Source organism: Angustibacter sp. Root456 (genome assembly GCF_001426435.1).
Taxonomy (GTDB): Bacteria; Actinomycetota; Actinomycetes; order Actinomycetales; family Angustibacteraceae; genus Angustibacter.
Window position 1 is genome coordinate 23,840 of the sequence record NZ_LMER01000001.1, and the last position, 22,394, is coordinate 46,233.

Annotated in this window: 20 protein-coding genes and 2 tRNA genes; 8 read left to right on the forward strand and 14 right to left on the reverse strand. The window is 72.7% G+C overall.

The annotated features are described in order from the left end of the window. The first annotated feature begins 5 nt into the window (after positions 1-5). Genes flgN through fliW form a run of 4 tightly spaced genes read left to right on the forward strand, consistent with a single transcriptional unit; the run spans position 6 to position 3,199 of the window. Positions 6-491 (forward strand): flagellar export chaperone FlgN, encoded by a 486-nt coding sequence (flgN, locus tag ASD06_RS00150; protein WP_056671641.1) that lies wholly within the window; start codon positions 6-8, stop codon positions 489-491. A 7-nt stretch (positions 492-498) separates the two neighbouring features. Next, entirely contained in the window at positions 499-1,905 is a 1,407-nt protein-coding gene (gene flgK, locus ASD06_RS00155) for a flagellar hook-associated protein FlgK (RefSeq protein WP_056671645.1), read from the forward strand. A 2-nt stretch (positions 1,906-1,907) separates the two neighbouring features. Then, positions 1,908-2,789 (forward strand): flagellar hook-associated protein FlgL, encoded by an 882-nt coding sequence (gene flgL, locus ASD06_RS00160; RefSeq protein WP_157371411.1) that lies wholly within the window; start codon positions 1,908-1,910, stop codon positions 2,787-2,789. Continuing rightward, the gene (gene fliW, locus ASD06_RS00165; RefSeq protein ID WP_082537546.1) at positions 2,786-3,199 is read left to right on the forward strand and encodes a flagellar assembly protein FliW; all 414 of its coding nucleotides are present in this window, start codon (positions 2,786-2,788) and stop codon (positions 3,197-3,199) included. The genes flgL and fliW overlap by 4 nt, the downstream gene beginning before the upstream one ends. An 83-nt stretch (positions 3,200-3,282) precedes the next feature. On the opposite strand, the gene ASD06_RS00170 is transcribed toward fliW, so the two are convergent. From ASD06_RS00170 to ASD06_RS00180, 3 genes are all read right to left on the reverse strand, one after another. Beyond that, positions 3,283-3,774: a hypothetical protein gene (locus ASD06_RS00170; protein ID WP_056671654.1), complete on the reverse strand. Its 492-nt coding sequence runs from the start codon at positions 3,772-3,774 to the stop codon at positions 3,283-3,285. A 96-nt stretch (positions 3,775-3,870) separates the two neighbouring features. Next, a complete protein-coding gene (locus tag ASD06_RS00175; protein ID WP_157371412.1) occupies positions 3,871-4,179 on the reverse strand; it encodes a hypothetical protein in 309 nt (102 codons plus the stop codon). A 249-nt stretch (positions 4,180-4,428) separates the two neighbouring features. Next, on the reverse strand, positions 4,429-4,566 hold the full coding sequence (locus ASD06_RS00180; protein ID WP_157371413.1) for a hypothetical protein: 138 nt from the start codon (positions 4,564-4,566) through the stop codon (positions 4,429-4,431). 205 nt (positions 4,567-4,771) lie between these two features. On the opposite strand from ASD06_RS00180, the gene ASD06_RS00185 reads away from it, so the two are divergent. Continuing rightward, positions 4,772-5,365, forward strand: coding sequence for a hypothetical protein (locus ASD06_RS00185; protein ID WP_056671663.1), 594 nt, complete (start codon positions 4,772-4,774; stop codon positions 5,363-5,365). An 85-nt stretch (positions 5,366-5,450) separates the two neighbouring features. Here ASD06_RS00185 and ASD06_RS00190 read toward each other — a convergent pair. Next, positions 5,451-5,527: transfer RNA gene (locus tag ASD06_RS00190), tRNA-Ile, on the reverse strand. A gap of 116 nt (positions 5,528-5,643) precedes the next feature. Between ASD06_RS00190 and ASD06_RS00195 the strand changes: the two genes are divergently transcribed. Further along, entirely contained in the window at positions 5,644-8,940 is a 3,297-nt protein-coding gene (locus ASD06_RS00195; protein WP_056671666.1) for a hypothetical protein, read from the forward strand. Positions 8,941-8,959: 19 nt separating this feature from the next. Here ASD06_RS00195 and ASD06_RS19055 read toward each other — a convergent pair whose 3' ends face one another. Further along, positions 8,960-9,607, reverse strand: a complete 648-nt coding sequence (locus tag ASD06_RS19055; RefSeq protein WP_162248017.1) for a phosphatase PAP2 family protein — start codon at positions 9,605-9,607, stop codon at positions 8,960-8,962. A gap of 156 nt (positions 9,608-9,763) precedes the next feature. Here ASD06_RS19055 and ASD06_RS19060 point away from each other — a divergent pair, with 156 nt between their 5' ends. Continuing rightward, positions 9,764-10,393, forward strand: a complete 630-nt coding sequence (locus ASD06_RS19060; RefSeq protein ID WP_056671671.1) for a hypothetical protein — start codon at positions 9,764-9,766, stop codon at positions 10,391-10,393. Here the strand turns inward: ASD06_RS19060 and ASD06_RS00210 are convergent. The 4 genes from ASD06_RS00210 to dnaG form a co-directional block, all read right to left on the reverse strand. Next, positions 10,356-12,626, reverse strand: a complete 2,271-nt coding sequence (locus ASD06_RS00210; RefSeq protein ID WP_056671674.1) for a bifunctional diguanylate cyclase/phosphodiesterase — start codon at positions 12,624-12,626, stop codon at positions 10,356-10,358. The two genes, ASD06_RS19060 and ASD06_RS00210, sit on opposite strands and share 38 nt — an antisense overlap. A 228-nt stretch (positions 12,627-12,854) precedes the next feature. Further along, positions 12,855-12,927, reverse strand: a tRNA-Asn gene (locus ASD06_RS00215). Positions 12,928-12,941: 14 nt separating this feature from the next. Next, positions 12,942-13,517: a hypothetical protein gene (locus tag ASD06_RS00220; protein WP_056671677.1), complete on the reverse strand. Its 576-nt coding sequence runs from the start codon at positions 13,515-13,517 to the stop codon at positions 12,942-12,944. Positions 13,518-13,642: 125 nt separating this feature from the next. Next, on the reverse strand, positions 13,643-15,547 hold the full coding sequence (dnaG, locus tag ASD06_RS00225; protein WP_056671679.1) for a DNA primase: 1,905 nt from the start codon (positions 15,545-15,547) through the stop codon (positions 13,643-13,645). A 142-nt stretch (positions 15,548-15,689) separates the two neighbouring features. On the opposite strand from dnaG, the gene ASD06_RS00230 reads away from it, so the two are divergent. Next, entirely contained in the window at positions 15,690-17,141 is a 1,452-nt protein-coding gene (locus ASD06_RS00230; protein ID WP_056672831.1) for a carboxylesterase/lipase family protein, read from the forward strand. A gap of 3 nt (positions 17,142-17,144) precedes the next feature. Here the strand turns inward: ASD06_RS00230 and ASD06_RS00235 are convergent, their stop codons facing one another. The 5 genes from ASD06_RS00235 to ASD06_RS00255 all read right to left on the reverse strand — a co-directional run bounded on the left by ASD06_RS00235 (position 17,145) and on the right by ASD06_RS00255 (position 22,389). Beyond that, complete coding sequence (locus ASD06_RS00235; protein WP_200941761.1) at positions 17,145-18,251, reverse strand: HD domain-containing protein; 1,107 nt, start codon at positions 18,249-18,251, stop codon at positions 17,145-17,147. 38 nt (positions 18,252-18,289) lie between these two features. Then, positions 18,290-18,907, reverse strand: a complete 618-nt coding sequence (locus tag ASD06_RS00240; protein WP_200941762.1) for a YdcF family protein — start codon at positions 18,905-18,907, stop codon at positions 18,290-18,292. Positions 18,908-18,979: 72 nt separating this feature from the next. Further along, entirely contained in the window at positions 18,980-19,450 is a 471-nt protein-coding gene (locus ASD06_RS00245) for a hypothetical protein (RefSeq protein WP_056671684.1), read from the reverse strand. Further along, the gene (locus ASD06_RS00250; protein ID WP_157371416.1) at positions 19,447-21,507 is read right to left on the reverse strand and encodes a CARDB domain-containing protein; all 2,061 of its coding nucleotides are present in this window, start codon (positions 21,505-21,507) and stop codon (positions 19,447-19,449) included. Before ASD06_RS00250 ends, ASD06_RS00245 begins: the two co-directional genes overlap by 4 nt. 114 nt (positions 21,508-21,621) lie before the next feature. Beyond that, positions 21,622-22,389 (reverse strand): SDR family oxidoreductase, encoded by a 768-nt coding sequence (locus tag ASD06_RS00255; RefSeq protein ID WP_235502146.1) that lies wholly within the window; start codon positions 22,387-22,389, stop codon positions 21,622-21,624. Between the last annotated feature and the right edge of the window lie 5 nt (positions 22,390-22,394).

Below are 22,394 nucleotides of genomic sequence, written 5' to 3' on the forward strand. Positions count from 1 at the left end.
GTCCGATGGGCCTTGCAGAGGTCTCGACGGTCCTGTGGACCGAGCGCGAGCTCCTCGAGCTGCTGCTGTTCAAGCTCGAGGAGGAGCAGCTCGTACTCGCGAGCGGGCGCACCCGCTGGCTTGCCCACGCCACGCGCGAGGTCGAGATGATCATCGAGCAGATTCGCGGCGCCGAGCTGGCGCGCGCCGTCGCCGTCGACGAGCTGGCCGCCGAGCTGGGCCTGCTGCCCGGCCCCAGCCTCACCGCGTTGGCCGACGCCGCCGACGCGCCGTGGGACGACATCCTGCGCGACCACCGCCAGGCGTTCCTGTCGCTCACCGACGAGATCAGCAGCATCTCCAAGTCCAACCGCGAGCTGCTCGGCACCGCCGCGCGCACCAGCCGCGAAGCCCTCATGGGCGTCGAGACGCACGCGGCGCAGACGTACTCCCCCGACGGCCGCAAGAGCCGCCCCACGCCGTCCACCCGAGTCATCGACCGGGCGCTGTGAGGCGACGATGAGCAGCACGTTCTCGGGGCTCAGCACGGCCCTCAACGCCCTCATGGCACAGCGCGCCGGGCTGACCGTGACGGGCCAGAACATCGCCAACGCGAACACCGCGGGCTACAGCCGCCAGCGGGCGGAGCTCGCGGCGCTCGGAACGCCGTCGCAGGTCGGCTTCAACGCGAGCGCGCTCATCGACCGCGTCGGCAGCGGCGTCACGGTCGACTCGCTGCGCCGGCTGGCCGACGTCTTCGTCGACGCCCGGCAGCGCGACGCGCACGCCAACGCGTCGTACACACAGGCCCAGGCGACGGCGTTCAGCCAGATCGAGAACATCCTCGGTGAGCCGTCCGACACCGGACTGTCGAAGGACCTCGCGGCCTTCTGGAGCTCGTGGCAGGACCTCGCGAACGCCCCCGACTCCATCCCCGCGCGCCAGGCCGTGATGAGCAACGCGACGTCGGTGGCCGGCACACTGCGCCGCGGACGCGACGCGCTCGACGCCGCCTACACCGACACGCGTAGCCACCTCGACACGCTCGCGACCGAGGTCAACACCACGGCCCAGGGTGTCGCCGCCCTCAACGACAAGATCCGCATCGCCGGTGCGAGCGGTGACCCGGCGAACGAGCTCATCGACCAGCGCGACCAGATGGTGCTGCGGCTTTCCGAGCTCGTCGGGGCACGCAGCACGGCGAACGACGACGGCACCGTCAGCCTCTCGGTCAGCGGCGTCACGATCGTGTCGTCGACGAAGGCGTACGCCCTCCAGGTCGCCGACGGCACCTCGATCGACTCGCTGTCGTCCGCCCCTTTGAAGCTCACGTGGACCAACGGCGCGGCCGCGACGCTGACCTCCGGCGAGCTCGGTGGCCTCGTCGACTCGCTCCGGTCGACCTACCCGGACGCCGCAGCCGGCTACGACCAGGTGGCGTCGACGCTGGGGTCGACCGTCAACGCCATCCACGCGACCGGTCAGGACCTCGACGGTGACTCCAGCGCCCCGGGTGCGTTCTTCACCGGGACGACGGCGTCCACGCTCGCCGTCGCGTTCACCGACCCGCGCAAGGTGCGCGCCGCCGTCGCGAATCCGTCCGGCACACCGAGTCTCGACAGCTCGATCGCTGACCAGATCGGCCAGCTCGCGACGTCCACGACCGGCGCCGACGCCCGCTGGAGCGCGTTCGTCGCCGCCACCGGCGTCGCGTCCGCCTCGGCGCAGAACCAGGTGACGGTGCACGCGGCCATCAGCCAGAACGCCGACGGCGCCCGCCAGTCGGTCTCCGGCGTCAGCCTCGATGAGGAGATGTCGAACATGCTGATGTACCAGCGCGCCTACGAGGGTGCGGGCCGCATGATGACCGCCATCGACCAGATGCTCGACACGCTGATCAACCGCACCGGACAGGTAGGTAGGTGACGATGCGCATCACCCAGACGTCCATCGCGGCCTCGACGCTCGCGAACCTCCAGTCGAGCCTCCAGCGCAGCTCACGGCTGCAGGAACAGCTCAGCAGCGGCAAGGTGATCAACCGGGCTTCGGACTCGCCGTCCGGCACGGTGTCGTCACTGGCGCTTCGCACGCAGATCGGTGCCAACGAGCAGTACTCCCGCAACGCGAACGACGCCAAGGCGTGGCTCGGCACCGCCGACAGCACCCTGCAGTCGGTGAACTCGCGCCTCCAGCGGGTGCGCGAGCTGACGCTGAGCGCCTCCTCGACCGGCAACATGGACGTGAACTCGCGCCAGGCGCTCGCCGCTGAGGTCACGAGCCTGCGCTCGGAGCTCATGGGGCTGGCCAACACCACCTACGCGGGCCGGCCGATCTTCGGTGGCACCACCAGCGGCTCGCAGGCCTTCGACCCGACGACCTACACCTACGTGGGTGACGGCGGGTCCGTCGTCCGGCGGCTCGACGCTCGTAGCACGGTCGACGCCGCCGCGAGCGGTACCGCGGTCTTCGGCGACGGTGCCACCTCGGTGTTCACGCTCCTCGACGACATCGCCGCTCACGCCGTCGGTGACACCAGCCAGCTCGCCGGCGACCTCACCAAGCTCGACTCGCGCAGCCAGCAGGTGCTCCAGACGCTCACGGACGTCGGCGTGCGCTACAACCGCGCCGAGGCCGCGGCCACGACGGCCGACAACACGGTGCTGTCACTGCGGACCACGTTGTCGGGGGTCGAGGACATCGACCTGCCGAAGACGATCATGGACCTGCAGCTGCAGCAGACCACCTACCAGGCCGCCTTGTCGGCGACCGCGAAAGTGCTGCAACCTTCTCTGATGGACTTCCTGCGATGAGCCCGGAGGGCACAGCACCAATGGACGACGACCGCGTGATCGAGTTCGCCGATGCGCTTCCCGGCCTGCCGGGGATGTCGCGCTGCCTGCTGGTCGAGCTCGGCGACTCCGGCTCGCTGTTCCGGCTGCGCTCGGTGATCGACCCCGACCTGCAGCTCGTCGTGGCCGCGCCGTCGGTGTTCTTCGCCGACTACGCGCCCGAGATCGACGACGAGACGGCCGCCCTCATCGGCCTCGAGCGGGCCGAGGACGCGCTGCTGCTCGTGGTCGTCACCGTCGGGGCCTCGCTGGCCGAGTCGACGGCGAACCTGCTGGCGCCCATCGTGGTCAACCAGGTGACCCGGCGCGCCGTGCAGGTCGTGCAGCCCTCGCCGGACCTGCCGCTGCAGGCCCCGCTCGTCGCCGCCTGACCTCTCCCCTTCCGCCACCCAGGCCGCTTTCCGCCGCCCTGGCCGTCTTGCGCTCTGCCGCAGCGGCCTGGGCGGCGGAAAGGTCAGCGGTCGCCGTCGACCCGGTGCTCTCCGCGGGCCGATGCGGCGCGCTCCGTGTCGCCCTCTCGCAGGTCGACCTCGCCGTCCACGCGGTGGTGGCCGTCGTGCTGCGCGCCCTCCGCCAGCGCCTGCTCCTGCGGCGCGGGCGCGTCGGGGTCGAGCTCGTCAGCGCGGCGGATGTGCTCGTGCATCTCCTCGCGCGTCTGCGTCGCGTGCTCGACCCGCTCGTGGGCCTCGGCCTGCAGCTGCTGGGCCTGGGCCATCTTGGCGTCCGCCTCGGCCTGCGCACGCCGTGCCTGCGCCTGCGCCTGCGCCGCCTCGGCCTCGCGCCGCATGACATCAGCGCGCTGTGAGTCCGCGCGTTCGCGCAGCTCCTGGGCCTCGGTGCGACGCGCCTCGGTGCGGCGCTTGCCCATCATCGTCGCGGCGACGAAGGCGATCACCGCGATCACGACGATGGCGATGACGATCCACAGGATGGTCGTGCCGTCCATGTCCGGGCTCCTTGTGGGTTGGTGGTCCCCGATCACCCGTGATCGTGGGCGCGCTCGACCCGCCCCGCAACCGGAGGCGGCTGCCGCGCGGGCTCGCTAGTCCTTCTCCTCCCAGTCGAGGGCACGAGCCGAGACCAGAGTCAGCCCGTGCTCGTCGCCGTCGTCGACGTCCCCGACGTCGAGCACCTCGTGCGCGATCTTGCGGCCCTTCGCGTCGCCGCTCTTCTCGTTGTCGGCCTCGATCGTGAACTGCAGGACGAGGTGGTCGACGACGTCCTCACCAAGCACCTTGGGTGCTGGGTCCGGCAGGACGTCATCACGCTGAGCAAGCAGCGACTCGACGTCCACACGGCGCTCTGATCCGCCGTCCAGGGCGGCGTGGGCTTCAACCAGGTACCTAGTCATGGTTCCGAGCATGGCGCTGGGTCGCCCTCTCTGCACGCGGGCGAAGGTCCCGCCGGCCGGGGCCGACGCGTAGGCACGCCGGGACCTCGTGCCCTGCCACGTCGGCTCGCGAGCCCCTGCACTGGAACTCGAGTGTTCTGCGGGAGCGGTGAGGTGAACCGTGCGACTCAAGCCACTGACGATCGGTACGGCGTTGGCCCTGGCTCTGGCTCTGGCCGGTCTGGAAGGAACTGCCGACGCCGCCGGCGCTCAGCCCCGCAGAGAGGGCAGCAGCGCGACGCCGAGCATCGTCACCCCGACGACCACGGCGACGACCACGGCGACGACCTCGGCGACGACCTCGGCGACGACCTCGCAGAACAGCGCGACCGCACGATCGAGTCTCACGCCCACGACCGCGAGCCCGACGAGTTCATCCGATCCGGCACCCGCGCAACCTCGCGCCAGCATCGACTCGTTCGACTGCGCTCAGGAGTTCGCGACCATCACCCTCGACAACCGTGACGTATCCACACCGACCACCTTCTACGTCTTCCGACTCAGGCCCGCGACAGAGGACGAGCCTGAGTCATGGGGTCCGGATTCGCTTCAAGTGGAGCCGGGCGGCATTGCTGTGGAGCACCCGGCCATCCACCACAACGCCTACAACGCTCTGTCGGTCGAGCTCGAAGACGGGACAAAGCTCGCTCAGCAGGACCGTGTGCTGTGTGGCCAGATCCTGCACTACCGGAAGGCGTCGGTGTCTGTGGATGACGTCAACTGCGCATCACGGACCGTCGCGGTGACGATCGACAACACCGCTGCGCCAGCGCATTCAACACGGTTCAACATCTCTGACTACCACTTCGACGACATGCTGTTCCCCGACCCATCCCGCTTCAACTGGTACGTCGCCGTTCCGGAGGGATCGAGGCGGGTCTTCACCGTTCCGCTGAGTCGTCTCACGGACGGCGTAGTGCACGTCGCCGAAGACGGCTTTCACTTCCCGTGGCTCGTCTACGAGCACCGAGTGGGCCGCCCCTGCACGGGAGCGGCCAGCGTCGGCCCGGTGAAGAACGGCCAGTATCTCGCCGCCACCGGCGGGGTCAGTCGTGCGGCCCTGGCAGTTGCCGTGATCCTGCTCGCCTTGGGCGGCCTGGTGCTCCTCGGCGCTCGGACGGCGCTGCGTCGGCCCGGTCGACACTGAGTGGTGGGGCTGAAGTGGTGAGCGGACGTGGTGAGCTGAAGTGGTGAGCTGAAGTGGTGAGCTGAAGTGGTGAGCTGAGCTGAAGTGGTGGGGCGGGTGGGGCTCGAACCCACGACCGACGGATTATGAGTCCGCTGCTCTGACCGGCTGAGCTACCGCCCCCGGGCGTAGCGCTTGCCGACAGTACCGCCGCCCGCAGGTTCGCCGCCGACACCACCGCCGCCGAGATCCGGCGAAACGCTGCAGACAGGCCTCACGGACGGGCAGTATCCGTCTGCGTGAGCGTCGACCAGGTCACCCCCATGCTCGGGCTCGTGGCGCTGGTCGCCCTGTGGTCGGCGCTGGTGGCGGTCAACCAGCGCAACGATCGCGGAGCCCTCGAGCGCCGGAAGCTCGACAGACTCTACGGTTGGCTGCTCGTCGAGATGGGCGAGTTCGAAGCCGCCGGCGGTCGGGTGCACGAGCTCTCGGACGCCGCTGCTGCGGTGCGGCGACAGCTGCGACGCACCTGGCTCGGCCCCTTCGCCCTGGCCGCGGTCGCCGTCGCGCTGCAGGTCGTCCTCGGCTTCGCACCGTGGATCGTCGCCGCGGCACTCGCGGGCTTCGTCTTCGTCAGCGGCGCCCTCACCTGGGGCGTGGCCGGGATCTTCGGCATCACCGACGCGGAGGGCTCGAAGACCCGCGCGCACTCACTCGCCCTGCTCGGCGCCACCGTCGTCAAGGCGTTCCTCGTCGGCGCCGGCGTCCTCACGGCGTACGCCGGCGTCGCGGCCGTCAACCGAGGCGCCTGGGCACGCGGGCTGGGCCTCGACCTGGCGGCCTACCTGCTGGTCACCTACTGCTACCTACCCGCCCTGTGGGTCGACCGCCTGAGCCGCCGCGGCCGCGTCGTCGACTTCGCCCAGGGCACTGGCGCCGACAGCATCCTGTTCCTGCGCTCGTTCGCCGACGACGACTTCCGGCTCTTCACACCAATGGCCTCCTTCGGCCCGCGGTTCCGCTTCGTGCCGGGTCGCCGGCGCTTCGAGGAGTTCCTGGCGACCGCGCTGCACAACAGCGGGCGGCTGGTAGCCATCGGTCGCCCCGACGAGAAGCTGCCCGCTCTCGGCGCGGCGCGGTCGTACTGGTCTCACGACGACTGGCAAGCGGCGATGCAGGCGACCGCAAGTCGTAGCCGCGCCATCATGGCGATGGCCGGGCGCACCGACAGCCTCGCGTGGGAGATGCAGCAGCTCAACGAGCTGCGCGTGACGCGCAAGTCGCTCATCCTCTTTCCCCCCGACGGCGAGGAGGGAACGCTGGAACGGCATCGCACGATCGTCGACGCGCTCGGCGTCCCCGACCACCTGCGCCTGCCCGACGTTCTCGCGGTGAGTCTGCTCGCCATGACGTTCGACGACACCGGCCGCCCGATCTACTACACCGCGTGTGGCCGCGACTGGTCGGCCTACACCGCCACCGTCATGCACCACGCCATCACCCTGCGCGGCCACCTACGCCATGAGGACGATCGCTCCATCCGGCGCACCATCGCGAACGTCGAGGACCCGTTCCACCAGGCCGCCTACGACCTCGGCGGTCACCGCGGCCGACGGGCCGCCCGGGCCACGCTGGCGAGCGCGGCCGCATCGCTGGACGACACGCCGGCCACGATCGTTGGCTGGGCCTGGGCCCAACTCGAGATCGACAAAGACCCAGCCGGAGCGCGACGCATCCTGCTAGGGGCGGCCGACGAGCACCCCGCAGATGAGCTGATCCGCCGCGCGTTGGACACGCTCGCCGACATCGAGGCCGGTCGCAGCCGCCCACGCGCCCTGCTGCACGCCCCGCAACCGGTCGACGCACCCGACCTCGCGCACACCCTCGTGCACGGTCACTCGAAGCTCAGCTTGCACGCGCGCGCGCTGTTCAGCCGAGCCATGGTCGCCTCCGCCGCGAAGTGGGAGGGCTGGGACGCCGACGAGGCACTGAAGCTGGTCGAGCAGGCCCGGCGCCTCGCCGCGGCCGACGACCAGAAGACCGCGGTGGCCGCGGCGGACGTCTGGGCTGCGGACGCCCTGCTGCACCTCGGGCGGCTCGACGAGGCGCGCGAGCGCTTCTCGCAGGTGAGCCGGCTGACCCGGGCGCCGCGCACCGAGGTGGCGGTCGGCCTCCCCTTCCTCGACCCGCGGCACCTGGTCGACGACGCTCTGGTCGGCCTGCGCACGATCGCCGCTCGGGGCGACGACGAGGCCTCGACGGTCGAGGCGGCGAAGCGCGTGCGCGACTTCCGCGCAGAGGTCGGCTTCGCCGAGGGTGCAGCGCACGCCACCAGCTGGCTGGCCGAGCATCACCTGCAGCGAGGTGAGCCCACCGAGTCCGTGCCGTGGGGGCGCCTTGCCGCCACCGAGTACGAGGAGCTGGGGCTGAAGCTGCCGTACGCCGACACCGCCGTCCAGCTGGCAGTGGCACTCAACCACGTGCAGACCCATGCCGAAGCGCGGACGTGGGCGGAACGTGCGGCCGCTGCGGCGGACGTCGTCGAGGACCCGGATCTCGGGTCACGGGCCCGGTTCGAGCTCGCCCGCGCCGACGCCGGTCTGGGCTCGTCGCAGGATGCAGCAACCGGCTTCGCCGCCGTGTTCACTTCCAACCTGGAGCGCCACCCGTCGTGGGCCCGCGCCAGCATGATCCGGCTCGGCGAGCTGGACCCCGTCGCTGCAGCCCCCTTGGCGCACGCAGCGGCGAACGCCGACCTCACCTTCTACGGCCCCGAGGCCACGGCTCGGCTCGTGGCCGCCGCCGATGCGGCGCCTGATGACGAGCTCGCGGCCACCTGGCGTGCTGCCGCGGTCGACATCGCGCTGCGGTGCCTGACCGACGACGACATCGAGCCCGGGGACGCCCAACGGTGCTGGCGCTTGGTGGCTGACGCCGTCATCTCCGCACCCGACGACCAGCCGGCCGCCCTGGTCGAGGCGGTGGGGGCCGGCGTCCCCCGCCTGTCGCGCGCCGCCGCACGCGAGGCGTGGGGGCTGCTGTACCACCTGAACAAGGCGTCGAGGCACGCCACCGCAGGCGCCCTCGGTCGACCGGTCGACGAGCGCTTGAGCGACCTCATGAGCCGCGAAGCGACCCCTCTCGACATCCATCGACGCGTCCTCGCCCTTGCGCAGTGGCGGTATGGGCTTCGCTACGGCGGGCGGCGCGAAGACGCCGTGAGTGTCGGCGCCGAGCTGGTCGCGCTCGCCCGCACCGACGGCACGGACGCCAAGGCGCACCACAGCCTCGCAATGCACCTGGTCAAACACGGTCATGACCTCGCCCACGCTGACCGCACCGCCGAGGCGGTGGCGGCGTACGCCGAGGCCGCCGACCTTCTCGAGCCGCTGGCGGCAGCCGACGAGGATTGCCGAGCGCTGCTCTGCGAGGCGTTGACGAGCTGGGGTGAGAGCGCTCGAGGGGGCGGCGACCACACGACAGCGACGGCCGCCTTCGCCAGGAGCCAGGCCGTCATCGACGCCGAGCCGTCGGCCGACTGGGCTGCGCGCGCCCAGCGCCTCCTCGACCAGGCCCAGGCGGCCCCGACGCCGTAGCCGGTGCGAGCGACCTCGGCTACGCGCCCTCGCCCCGGCGCGCACCGACCGGTTCGGTGCGCAGCCAGGGCCGGACGCCGGTCGCCCAGGCCGCGCCGACGAGCGGGCCACCGACGACGTCGCTCACCCAGTGGAAGTCGAGAGCCACCGTCGCCCACGCCACCGCGACAGACAGCGCCGTCGCCGCGACGACCACCCCGCCGCGCGCTCGTCCGCGCAGAGCTGCGGCGATCAGGAACGCCACGAGCAGCAGGCACACCGCGGCGGTCGCAGCATGCCCCGACGGGTACGACCGACCGCCGGCCAGGACATCGCTCGCGCCGGCCCCGGGCGCCGTCCGGCCGGTCGCCGCCTTCAGGACGACGACGGTGAGCGCCGTCCCCGCCGCTGCCGACACCGCAGCCACCGCCGGTCGCGCGCTCCGGTCGCGGGCACAGGCCCACAGCACCGTGCCCAGCAGGACGAAGCCGACGAGCCACACCTCGCCCAGCGCCGCCAGGACGCCGGCCACGCGGCGGCCGACGCCGTCGTCCGGCTGGGAGGTGAGCCACGGCTGCGCCGTCGAGTCGAGCCCCAGCAGCGCACCCGTAGCGACGAGCACGGTCAGCACCGCGACGGCCAGGGCGAGACCCAGGGTCGGCCACCACGCCCGTCGCACACGAAGCACCGCACGATCATGCCTGCCTCCGCCGCCCAGACCGCCGCCGGAGTGCGCACCGCGGCCTGGGTGGCGCAAACCGGCCTGAGTGGCGGAAGGGGGCGGCGCGCCGTGTCGGCGCCGCCCTCCCACGCTCGGCGGATTCCCGCCGATACCTTGCCGATCATGAGCGAGGACCTGGCCCTGAAGGTCGTCCACGTCGTTGACGGCGAGCTGCGCGAGCGCGCGTGGGACGCCTACTGCGACGCCTTCGCCGAGCTGCGGTCGGCCGCGATCCAGCGGCACGTCATGACCCGCACCGAGTTCGACGAGGTGATGGCCGACGACCGTGTGGCGGTCTACCTCGCCGAGCGCGCGGACGGCGTGATCGCGGGCATCGCCACGCTCGCCAACGACCTCACCGCGATGCCGCTGGTGTCGCCGGAGTTCTTCGCCGCCCGCTGGCCGGAGCACTACGCGGCAGGCCGCTGCTGGTACATCGGCCTCGTCGGCGTCCGGCCGAGCGAGCAGCACGGTGGTGCGTTCCAGCTCATCGTCGGCACCGTGGCCGCGACGCTCGGCCCACGCGGCGGTGTCCTGGTGCTCGACGTCCCGCAGCGCAACATGGAGGGCTTCCACGTCCCTCGAGCGGTCAAGCGCATCGCGGACGCCGTGGTGGCCGACGTCGAGTACGAGATGGTCGACGCGCAGGGCTACTGGGCCTACACGACACCGGTGCCGCAGGCCCTCGACCTGCGCGAGCCGGTGGGCATCGACCTCAGGGACGGCGAGCCGCAGCGCCCCAGACGCGGCTGACCAGGGCGGCGGCCGACGCCGCAGGCATCGGCCGGCCGAGCAACCAGCCCTGCCCACGGCTGATGCCGAGCTCGACGAGCGCGTGGCGCTGTTCCTCGGTCTCGATGCCCTCGGCCACGACCGCGAGCCCGAGGGCGTGCGCCATGGCCGCTGTGGCTCGCACGATCGCCAGGTCCTCCGGTCGCGTGGTCACCCCCGCGACGAACGAGCGGTCGATCTTCACCTCGTGCACCTTGAGCCGGCTCAGGTAGCTCAGGGACGAGTAGCCGGTGCCGAAGTCGTCGACCGAGATCGACACCCCGGCTCGCTCGAGCTCGCGCAGCGACGTCGCGGCCGTGGCCTCGTCACCGACCAGCGTCGACTCGGTCACCTCGAGCCGCAGCGCCGACGCCGGGACGTCGAATCGCGCGAGCGCCGCCAGCACGCGCCCGGTGAAGCCGGGGTCCTGCAGCTGGCGCGCCGAGACGTTGACGTTGACGCCCATCTCCCACGGCGAGCTCGACCGCCACGTGCTCAGCTCGGCCAGCGCCCGGTCGAGCACGAAGTCACCGATGGGCAGGATGAGGCCGTTCTCCTCCGCCGCGGCGATGAACACGTCGGGCGTGCACGGGCCGCCGTCCGGCCGGTTCCAGCGGGCGAGCGCCTCGAAGCCGAGCAGCCGGCCGGTGGCGAGCTCGACGAGCGGCTGGAACGCGACGTCCATCTCGCCGCGGCCCAGCGCCTGGCGCAGGGCGCGGTCGAGGGTGACGCGGCCGCGCACGATCTCACCCATCGACGGGTCGTAGGCCACGGCGCGGCTGCGCCCACCGTCTTTCGCGCGGTACATGGCGGTGTCGGCGTCGCGCACGAGCGCGTCCGCGGTGCGCTCCCCCGCCGCCGCGGACGACACCACCCCGATCGACGGCGTGACCACGACGTCGCCCACCGACAGCGCGTACGGCTGCGAGAGCTCGGCGATGACGTGCTCGGCGAACACCGTGCCGTCGAGGTCGTGCTGGCGGGCCGGCGTCACGAGGATGAACTCGTCGCCGCCGGCGCGGGACACCACGACGTCGGGCGGCAGGTGCCGCCGGAGCCGGTCCGCCACCAGCAGCAGCAGCTCGTCACCCACGGCGTGGCCCCAGGAGTCGTTGACCATCTTGAAGCCGTCGAGGTCGATGAACAGCACGTTGACGCCGTTGCCGAGCGCCAGCTCCTGCTCGAGCCGCTCGTTGAGCGCGGGACGGTTGGCCAGGCCCGTGAGCGCGTCGTGCGTCGCCAGGTGCTCGAACACCCGGCGCGAGTCGCTCTGCTCGCGCACCGCCCGACCGGCGCGCACGATGATCGCGGCCACCAGCCCGGCGCTGCCGATCGCCTGCAACCAGCGCACCACCAGCGGCAGGTTGGCGTCCGGGATGATCAGCAGCGACGGCACCAGCAGCGCTGGCACGAGGACGGCGAGTCGCTGCCACGACCACGCCTGCACGCGCTCGTGGTACCCCGACCCGACGGCCCGCATCGACGGGTGCAGCGCCGCGGCGCCGAGCAGGCCGAACGCGAGCAGGTACGGCGTGTCGAACACCGGCGGCGCCGTGAGCGCTCCCCGGCTGCCCAGCAGGTTGTAGCCGAGGTCACCGACGAGCAGGGCCAGCATGGCGCCACCCACGAGCATCAGCGACGGCGTCCGCTCGCGCGCCGTGAAGGCGAGCAAGGCCAGCAGGGCCAGCAGGACGACGTCGAGCACCGGGTAGACGGCCACGATCGCAGCCGTCCACCCGGGCAGGCTCGAGTGCTGCAGGGCCGGGCCGACGATGTAGCTGATCGAGAGCAGCGCCGCGCCCACCGTGACGACCGCGACGTCGAGCGCGGCGTCGGGGTCGCGACTGCCGCGCAGCCGCAGCAGCCGGCGCAGCGTGACCAGGGCGATGACGTAACCAGGCAGCAGGAAGGCATCGGGTAGGGCGAGTCCCAGGCCGTGCAGGCCGTCGACCTGAGGCCGCACCGCGGGGCCGATGGCGAACAGCACGCACGTGACGAGCAGGCGTCGCCAGGTGACGACGTCCTGCGGCCGGTGCAGCCGGGGGCCGACCACCATCGCCGCAGCGGTCGCGAGTCCGGTCACCACGAACGCCGCGGCGCTGACGGTGGAACCGAGGTCGGCCACGTAGACGACGAGGCAGGTCAGCACGAGCGCGACGTGAGCGCGCAGGAGCCACGTAGCGCGCGGCAGCCTGGCAGCCGCGGTCTGCGCCATCACCGCTCCCTCGTCCGGTCGAGTCGAGCCACCACGCGTGGCGGGCAGCAACGATGACACCCGGCAGTGTCATCTTCCACTATCGGCCGTCGATGCCGCGGCCTGAAGGCCGCTTCGCGGCGCGCGTGACCCATCTCATGCCGCCCCGGTCGCGCCGTCGAGGCACGAGCGCTGGCGCGAGACGCACGAGGGGGCCCTGGTCGTCGACCAGGGCCCCCTCGACTGCGGCTCCCGCGACTGGACTCGAACCAGTAACCGTCCGATTAACAGTCGGATGCTCTGCCGATTGAGCTACGCGGGATCGGCTGGAGAACCTTAGCAAGTCTCCGGGGCAGATCTCACATCCGGTGGCAGTCCGGCCTGCTCGGCGAGGTCGCGAGTCAGGGCCGCCACCTGGTCAGCCACGGCCGCCCGGGTGAGGTTGACGCCGTCGTCGGGCACCTGCTGCATGAACAGCGTGCCGTCGACGGCGTGTCGGCGCACGGCCACGGTGACCCCGCGCCGACCGCGCACCGGTACCCGCTGCGAGAGCACGAAGGTGCTCATGACACGCTCGCGCAGCACCTGCGGAAGGTTCGCGACGGGCTCGGACAACGCGAGTGACGAGGACGGCGAACCGTCGGCCCAGCGGATCGCGAAGGAGCTCGTGTCCGGATCCCAGGTCGCGTCCGCGACGTCGTGCCACCAGCGCCGCTCGGACGGCGTCCCCGGGCCCTTGAGCGGCCCGTCGACGGGGTCGACCAGCACCAGGGCCGCGGACGTCGCGATGACCCAGCCGCCGTCGAGCCGCTGGGCGTGCGCCAGCAGGCGCTCACCGCGGCGCAGCGCCAGGCCCTCGCGCACCTGCGCGGGCAGCGCGGGCAGGCGGTCGGACCGGCGGAGCCATGGCATGCCCCCAGGGTAAGCAGCGGATCGGGCGTGCACCGCCGGACGGCGGTCACGTCTCGACAACGGTGTGACAACGACGAGCGTTCGTCTCACATCGTGACCAGCACCGTCCCGCATCGCGGGCTTGGTCAGTCGGCGCGCGACGCCAACGCCCGCCGCCGTTCCACCAGCACCTGCGCCTCCCGCAGGGCGGCCATGTAGCCCACCGCGTCGCCAGCGGCGTCCAGGCGCTGCATGCGGCTGTGCACCTCCTTCTCACGCCGCAGCAGGTCGCGCTGAGCGAGATCGATCTGCAGCGAGACGCCGAGGCGCGCCAACCCGTCATCACCCACGACGGGCAGCGGCGAGACCGTGAGCTCGGTGACGTAGGGGCGCACGGCGTCCGGCACCTGCGCGGCCACCTGCTCGTGCCAGCCGGCACCGGCGATCTTCAGCCCTCCGAGCTGACGCACGGCGGCGTGCACCACCTGGTGCATCGGCGCCACGAAGGCGTCGTCGCCGAGCGCGTCGAACTCGGCGGCGTCGAGCACCCACGGCGCCTGCAGCACGCACTGCAGGAGCTGCCGCTCGCGCGAGACGTCCGGGTGCCGAGGGTCGGGCCGGGGCAGCACCGGCTCGACGGCCGGCGCCGACGGGTCGGGATCCGCAGGCGGCCGCGCGGCCACAGGGATCGGCCGGCGACCCGCGGCTTCGTCGGCGCGCCCCACCGCGGCGACGGCTCGGCGCGCCTCCTCGACGTCGAGCCCGACGAAGCCGGCGAGGCGCCGCGCGTACTCCGGGCGCAGGGTGCGGTCCTTGATCCGGGCGACCACGGGCGCCGCCGCCCGCAGCGCCTGCACCCGGCCCTCGGCGGTGTCGAGGTTGAACCGCCCGATCGTGGTGGTGATGGCGAACTCGAACAGCGGGGCCTTGCGCGCGATCAGCTCGCGCACCGCCTCGTCGCCGTGCTGCTGGCGCAGCTCGCAAGGGTCGAGCCCGTGCGGCTCGACCGCGACGTAGGTCTGGGAGACGAAGCGCTGGTCCTCGCCGAAGGCGCGCAGCGCGGCCTTCTGCCCCGCGGCGTCGCCGTCGAAGGTGAACACCACCTCGGCCGGGTTGACCTCGTCGTCGTCGCGCATGATGCGCCGCACGACCTTGATGTGGTCGGTGCCGAACGCCGTACCGCAGGTCGCGACGGCGGTGTCGACACCCGCCAGGTGGCACGCCATGACGTCGGTGTACCCCTCGACCACGACGGCGCGACGCGAGGTCGAGATGGCCTTCTTGGCCAGGTCGAGCCCGTACAGCACCTGCGACTTCTTGAACAGCGGGGTGTCGGAGGTGTTGAGGTACTTCGCCTCGATGCGGTCGTCGTCGTACAGCCGGCGCGCCCCGAAGCCCACGCAGTCGCCGGTGATGTCGCGGATCGGCCAGATGAGGCGACCGCGGAAGCGGTCGTAGGGCCCCCGCGATCCCCGACCGGCCAGGCCCGCGAGCACGATCTCGTCGTCGGTGAAGCCGCGGCCGCGCAGGTGCCGCAGCAGCGCCTCGCCGGACCGCGGCGCGTAGCCGACCGTGAAGCGGGCCGCCGCCTCGCGGTCGAAGCCGCGCTCGGCCAGGAAGGTCCGGCCCGGCAGCGCCTCCGAGCTGTTCGCGAGCTGCTCGGCGTAGAACTCCTCGGCCGTGCGGTTGGCCTCGACCAGCCGCGTGCGGCGGCCGACCTCCTCGCGCGGGCGGGGGCCGCCGCCCTCCTCGTACTCGACCGGGACGCCGGCCCGCTCGGCCAGCCGCTCGACCGCCTCCGCGAAGGTGAGGTGGTCGACCTTCTGCACGAACGACAGGACGTCGCCGCCCTCGCCGCAGCCGAAGCAGTGCCAGACGCCGAGCTGGGGCCGCACGTTGAACGACGGGGACTTCTCGTCGTGGAACGGGCACAGACCCTTGAGCGACCCGACTCCGCCGGTGCGCAGGGTGACGTGCTCGCGCACGACGTCCTCGATCGACGTCCGCTCCTTGACGGCGGCCACAACGTCCGCCTTGATCCGACCCGGCACTGGGCTCCTGGTGCTCCTCGTGGTCCGGACGCAGTCTAGGTGAGCGCGCCGACGACTCGGTCCCAGGATGGGCCGCTCGCACGGGCTACGGTGACCCGGCACCCACCCGACGGCGAGAGGCCCGCCCGTGCAGACCATCGTCATGACCCAGCACGGCCGTGTCCGTGGCGAGCAGCACCAGGGCGTCGCGCGCTTCCTCGGCGTCCCCTTCGCGGCCAGCCCCACGGGCCCCCGGCGCTTCGCCGCGCCGACCCCGCCCGCGCCCTGGGACGGCGTGCGCCCGGCCACCGCGTTCGGTGCCACTCCCCCGTGCCCCGGTTACCGCCCGCCGGTCGACGAGATCCTGTACCAGCCGACCGTGCCCGGTGACGACTGGCTCACCGTCAACGTCTGGACCCCCGACCCCGGCGGCTCCGGCCTGCCGGTGATGGTGTGGGTGCACGGCGGCGCCTTCGTGAACGGCAACGCCGCGATCCCGATGTACGACGGCCACGCCTTCGCCCGCGACGGCGTGGTGCTGGTCACGTTCAACTACCGGCTCGGTGTCGACGGCTTCGCCTGGTTCCCGGACGCCCCCAGCAACCGCGGCCTGCTCGACCAGATCGCCGCGCTGGAGTGGGTGCAGGCCAACATCGCCGCGTTCGGCGGCGACCCGGGCCGGGTGACGGTCTTCGGCGAGTCCGCCGGTGCGATGAGCATCACCTCGCTGCTGGCCTCGCCCCGGGCCCGCGGTCTGTTCGCGCGAGCCATCACGCAAAGCGGCGCCGCCCAGGCGGCCGCAGCCCCTGCCGACGCGGCGCTCGTCACGGCCGAGCTGGGTCGGACCCTGGGCCGCGAGGCGAACGCCTCGTCGCTCGCCGACGTGCCGGTCACCGAGCTCGTGGCGGCCCAGCGCACGGTGTCGGACGCCCTCACGGCCTCCTTCGACCCCGAGCGCTTCGGCCCCAGCGTCGTGGCCAGCTCGATGGCCTTCATCCCGGTCGTCGACGGCGACGTCCTGCCCGAGCACCCGCTGCGCGCCCTGGCCGCGGGTGCGTCCGCCGACGTCGCGCTGCTCACGGGCACCACGACCGAGGAGTACCGCTTCTTCCTCGTGCCAACGGGACTGGCCGCCGCCACGACCGAGCCGGTGCTCGCTGCCTTCCTGACCTCGCGTGGCGTGCCGGCGTCCGTGCTCGAGGTCTACCGCGCCGGCCGGCCGGACGCCACGCCGGGCGACCTGCTCGCCGCGCTGCTCACCGACCGGTTCTTCCGCCTTCCTGCGCTCGACGTCGTGTCGGCCCGCAGCGCCTCGCGGACGTGGGTCTACGAGATGGCCTGGCGGACGCCGCATCGCGACCTCGGGGCCGCCCACGCCGTCGACATCCCGTTCGTGTTCGACGCCTTGGACGCCACCGGCGCCGACGGCCTGGTGGGCCGCGGGGCACCGCAGAGGCTGGCCGACGCCATGCACCGCGTCTGGGTCGACTTCGCGGTCACCGGTCGCCCGGCCTGGCGGCCCTACGACCCCGACCGCACCGTGATGGTCTTCGACGGCGACGGCAGCCGCACGGTCAGCGCGCCGCGCGACGACGAGCGCGCCGCCTGGGCCTGACCCTCAGCCGAGGCGCGGCAGGTCGATGCCTACCGGTAGGCGATCGACCGGCCAGCCCAGCAGCTCGACGGCGGTGCGGAAGGCGTACCGGTCGGTCATGCCACCGACGTAGGTGACGGCGGCGCGCACCCGGGCCTCGTCGTCGCCCAGGGCCTGCAGGCCGAGCGCCTCGGGCCGGAAGTCGACCGGCAGCGCGGCGGGGCGCGAGACGTAGAACTCCACCAGCGCACGCAGGACCGCCACGACCGCGGCACTTTGTGCCAGGGCCTCGGGCCGGGTGTAGATCCGCTCGTAGTTGAACGCCCGCAACGCCGCGAGCGCCTGCGCGACGTCGTCGGACATGCCGATGACGCCGGTCTGCGTCGTGCGGTGCACCAGCTCGCGGACGAAGGTGCCGAGCTGCTCGCGCCGCGTGCGGCCGCAGACCGCGGCGACGTCGTCCGGGAGGTCGTCGAGCGACACGATGCCCGCGTGCACAGCGTCTTCGAGGTCGTGGGCCGTGTACGCGATGCGGTCGGCCCAGCTGACGACGACCCCCTCGGGGGTGCTGGGCGCCGGCCGCGACCAGGAGTGGTTGCGGATGCCGTCGAGGGTCTCGGCACACAGGTTGAGCGGCGTCAGCACGACGTCGGCACCCCACACGGCGTGGTCGTAGCCCTCGCTCAAGAAGGTGTCGAAGGCCTCCTCGCTCGCGTGGCCGCCCGGGCCGTGGCCGCAGTCGTGCCCGATCGCGATCGCCTCGGTGAGGGCCACGTTGAGGGCGCAGCCTCGGGCGACCGACGTCGCGACCTGGGCGACCTCCAGCGCGTGGGTGAGGCGGGTGCGCTGGTGGTCTGCCGGGTAGACGAACACCTGCGTCTTGCCGGCGAGCCGGCGAAAGGCCGAGGAGTGCAGCACGCGGTCGCGGTCGCGCTCGAAGCAGGTGCGTTCGGCGTCCGGCTCCTCCGGCCGCGCGCGGCGCCCAGCGCCTTCGGCGCGGGTGGCCCCTGGTTGGAGCAGGGAGTCCTGGAGACGCTCGCGCTCCTCGCGGTCGCGGGGGGCGCGTGGTGCGAGCACGGGCTCGGCGTCGGCGTGCGCGCGCACGATCCCCCCGGTGGCGTGCCCGCTCATCGTGGCCGCCCAAGCTCGCGCCCGCTGTGACGGCTGGTTCACCCCAGCCACCGGGAGAGCTCGTAAGCCAGGTAGGCGACGGTCTCCCGGCCGACGTAGCGGACCTTCACCCCGAGCCCGGCCACGGACGGTCCGGTGGAGGTGGGCGAGCCGTACGCCGTGACGCCGGCGTCGCGGAGCATGGTGGTGCTGCGCAGCTCGTGCCACGGGTCGGTGACGACGACGGCATCGTGCCAGCCCTTGCGGTCGAACAGCTCAGCCGCCGCCTGGATGCTCTCGAGCGTGTCGTTGCCCTCACCCACGGCGACGACGTCGCTCGCCGGCACGCCGTGATCGACCAGCCAGGCGCGTCCGGCCTGCCCCTCGGTGAAGCGGTCGCCCGGCTGCTTGCCGCCGAGCGTGACGATGCGCGGCGCGGTGCCGGACTCGTAGAGGTCCTGGGCGTGCTGCAGCCGCGCCACGAGGTACTCCTGCGGGCGGCCGTCGAACTGCGCGGCCCCGAGCACCACGATGGCGTCCGCCTGGCGCGCGTCGTCGGAGCGACCCTGCCGCACCACGCGCACCGCCGTGACCGCGAGCACCACGACGGCGAGCAGCAGCACCCCGACGAGGAGGGCCCGCACTGCTCGGACGATCGCGTGGCCACGCGTGGTCACCGGCAGCGCACTCCTTCACGGGCGGTCGGGCAGGTCAGCATCAGCCTAATGCGGGTCGCCGACAGCGGCCCCTCAGGACGCCGGAGCCACCACCACGCTGACGGTCGTCGCGCCGTCGCAGCCCGCCGCGGTGCGCAGGCCCCAGCGCCCCTTGACGCCCTGGCCGTGGAAGTCCGACTCGGCGTCGTGCTCCTCGACCTCACCGTGGTCGAGCACCAGACCGCCCTGCTCGTAGGTGCGTCGCAGCTGCGGCAGCACCTCGTCGAACGGCCGCTCCACGACGGCGCTGACCACCGTCCGCTGCCCGGACCGTGACTCGACCCCGGTGACCACGGCACCGTCCGGTAGCAGCGGGAGGGCGGCGACGTCGTCCGGCAGGGTCGTTCGGGCCCCGGGCGAGGGGCTCGGGTGGCAGCCGCTGCCGAGCGCACTCGTGGCCTCGGCGTCGGCGGCCTTCAGGTCCGGGTCGGCGCACCCGCCGGCGGCAGCCAGCACCGCCAGGGCGGCGACGCCGGCCAGCGCGCCCCGCAGCAGGGCGCTCACCGCACCGTCACCGACGTCGCGCGCTTGTTGTCGGCCTCGTCGGACTCCGCCACGAGCTGGTCGGGGTCGGCCACGGCCAGCACCGCGTGGCTGCTGCCCTTGGCCAGTCGTGACCCCAGGCTGAGCGTGACCGTGCGGGACTCCCCCGGCGCGAGGTCGGTCATCGGGCTGGTGCCGACGGCCACGCCGTCCAGCAGCACCCGCAGCGCCGAGCCCTTGGCCGTCGCCGCGCCCGTGTTCGTGAGCACGGCGGTGGCCGTGCCCGTCCGGTTGGCCGACACGCTCGTGCTCAGCGACGCGACCGTGAGGTTGGGCTGCGGGTCGGCCGCCGCGCGCAGCGTCAGTCCACCGGACTGGCGGGCGATCGAGGCCAGGGCGTCGTAGTTCTGCGCACCGCCGCTCGCGCAGACCGCGGTGCAGCCGTCGGCGTAGCCCACGAGCACCCGGCCGTCGGCGTCCGTCGTGATGTCCATGAAGTCCAGCAGGTTGCGGTCGTTCCCGCACGTGGTGCCGCCGGTGCAGATCGACCCGCGCTGCACGGGGTCGTTCGGCGTGACGTCGACCGTGCCCCAGGTCTGGCCGCCGTCGTAGGTGGTGGCGACGTACAGGTGCCACACGCCCGCGAAGGTGGCCTGGTCCTGGTAGTTGCCGCCAGTGGTGGTGCCGATGAAGGCGAAGGCGGCGCGGTCGTCGTCGCCGGCGGTGACCGCCGGGAACACCGCGTTCTTGACGCCGAGCTGGGCGCCGACGTTCTGGTCGTGCTGCCAGGTGCGGCCCTGGTCGTGCGACACCGCGACGCGCGCGCTGCCGTCGGCGGCCTGGTAGCCCATGTAGACCGTGCCACCCGAGCCGATGCCGACACTGGGGTCGGAGTCACCGGGCGTGCTGGAGGGGTTGGGACGCACCGACCACGTGGTGCCGGCGTCGGTCGAGACGGCGACGGCCTGGTTGGCCCCGCAGCCCTTGTTGGGCACGTAGACGGTGCCGTCGGGCGCGACCTTCACGTGCCCGTGCAGGCCACCGCAGTCGAGCAGGGAGTACATCGGGACGGCCGGGCCGTACGTCGTGCCGCCGTCGAGGCTGCGGGCGCACGAGGCGTCGGCGATGTCCTGGCTGCAGTAGTAGACGGCGTTCGGGTAGCTCGTGGTGGGCAGGTTGCTCGCGCCGCTGGGCAGCGGCCCGCCACCGATCGTCTGGTGGTCGACGCCGGAGTTGATGCCCGAGCCGGTGGTGTTGTGCCAGCTCGTGCCGTCGTCGTCGGTGTAGCAGGTGAGCGCGGCCTTGCCGGCGAGCTGGGACTCGAACGTGCGCCCGGTCTGGTGGTCGGTGAACAGGATCGGGTCGAGGCTCGTGGTGCTGCCGCCGAGGCACCCGTTGGTGGCCGTGGCGCTGACGTCGGACCACGTGGCCTTCGCCGGCGCGGTGGCGTCGTCGAACGTCGCCTTGAACGTCGAGGTGTACGCCTGGTACATCACCGCGCCGGTCTGGTGGTTGACGCCGATCGACGGCTCACCCGCGTTGTGGACGTCGGCGCTGAGCGACTCCGGCGGGGCGTAGGTGCCGTAGGTCGGCCGCGTGGCCGTGCTCGGCGCGGGGTCGGGTGGGGTGCTCGTCAGCGTCGCGGTGCCCCTGATGGAGTCACCGAGCGGGGCGTAGGGCACCACGCGCACGGTGTAGGTGCCGGCGTCCGGCGGGACGATCATCGTCTCAGGCTTGGCGCTCGACGCCGAGCTCGAGAGCACGTTGCCTGCGGCGTCGAGCAGGTAGATGTCGAAGTCGGCCGCCGCCTGCGTCCAGTCGACGCTGACCTTGAGCTGGTGGCCGTCGCCGTAGCCGGCCGGCGTGTCGACCTTCAGCGTGTAGTCGTCGCACGGCGTCGCCGCCGAGCAGGTGATGTCGCCGGCGGTCCCCGTGACGTTGGGGACGGCGAACGGGCCCGCCGTCCAGGACGTCGTCGTCGAGGTGTCGCTCACCGAGCCGTCGGCGGGGGTCGCCGCCTGGGCGGCCACCGAGGTCGCGACGAGTGCCGCGGCGGCCATGGCCGCGACGAGTGCCAACGGACGAGTTGGACGATGTGCACGAACCACGGCTGCCTCCACCGATGAACGGCCCGGGACCCGATGTCCCCACCAGCCGGGTCAACGAGCCGAGCCCGAGGAGGTTACGCGGCCTCAGCGGCCGCCGCTGACGTCGAGCACGGCCCCGGTGGCGTAGGACGCGTCGTCCGAGAGCAGCCACACGATCGCGGCGGCTATCTCCTCGGCGGTGCCCGGACGCGCGAGGGGCACCGTGGAGGCGAGTCGCCACGCGCGGTCGGGCTGGCCCCCGCTCGCGTGGATGCCGGTGTCGATGATGCCGGGACGCACGCCGTTGACGCGGACACCTTCGCCGGCGACCTCCTGCGCGAGGCCGAGGGTGAACGTGTCGATCGCGGCCTTGGCTGCCGCGTAGTCCACGTACTGGCCGGCGGAGCCCAGGCGGGCCGCGGCCGACGACACGTTGACGATCGCACCGCCCGTGCCGCCGTGGCGGGTGGACATGCGCCGCACCGCCTCGCGGGCGCACGAGAAGGCACCGAAGACGTTGGCCTCGAACATCCGCCGCACCCGCTGCGCGCTGAGCTCGTCGACCCGCGCCGCGACGTCCACCACGCCGGCGTTGTTGACCAGGGCAGTGAGCGGCGGCAGGCGCTCGTCCAGCTGCTCGAACAGCGCGACCACCTGAGCGTCGTCGGTGAGATCCGCCTGGACGGCCTGGGCGCTGCCTCCTGCGGAGCGGATGGCCTCGACGACGCTCGCGGCCGCAGCGGCGTCCTGGCGGTAGTTCACTGCGACCACCCAGCCCGCCGCTGCGCAGCGCAGGGCCGTCGCGGCGCCGATGCCGCGGCTGGCGCCCGTGACGAGGGCCGTGCCGCGCGAGCCGTCCGGCAGGCGGGTCACCCGCC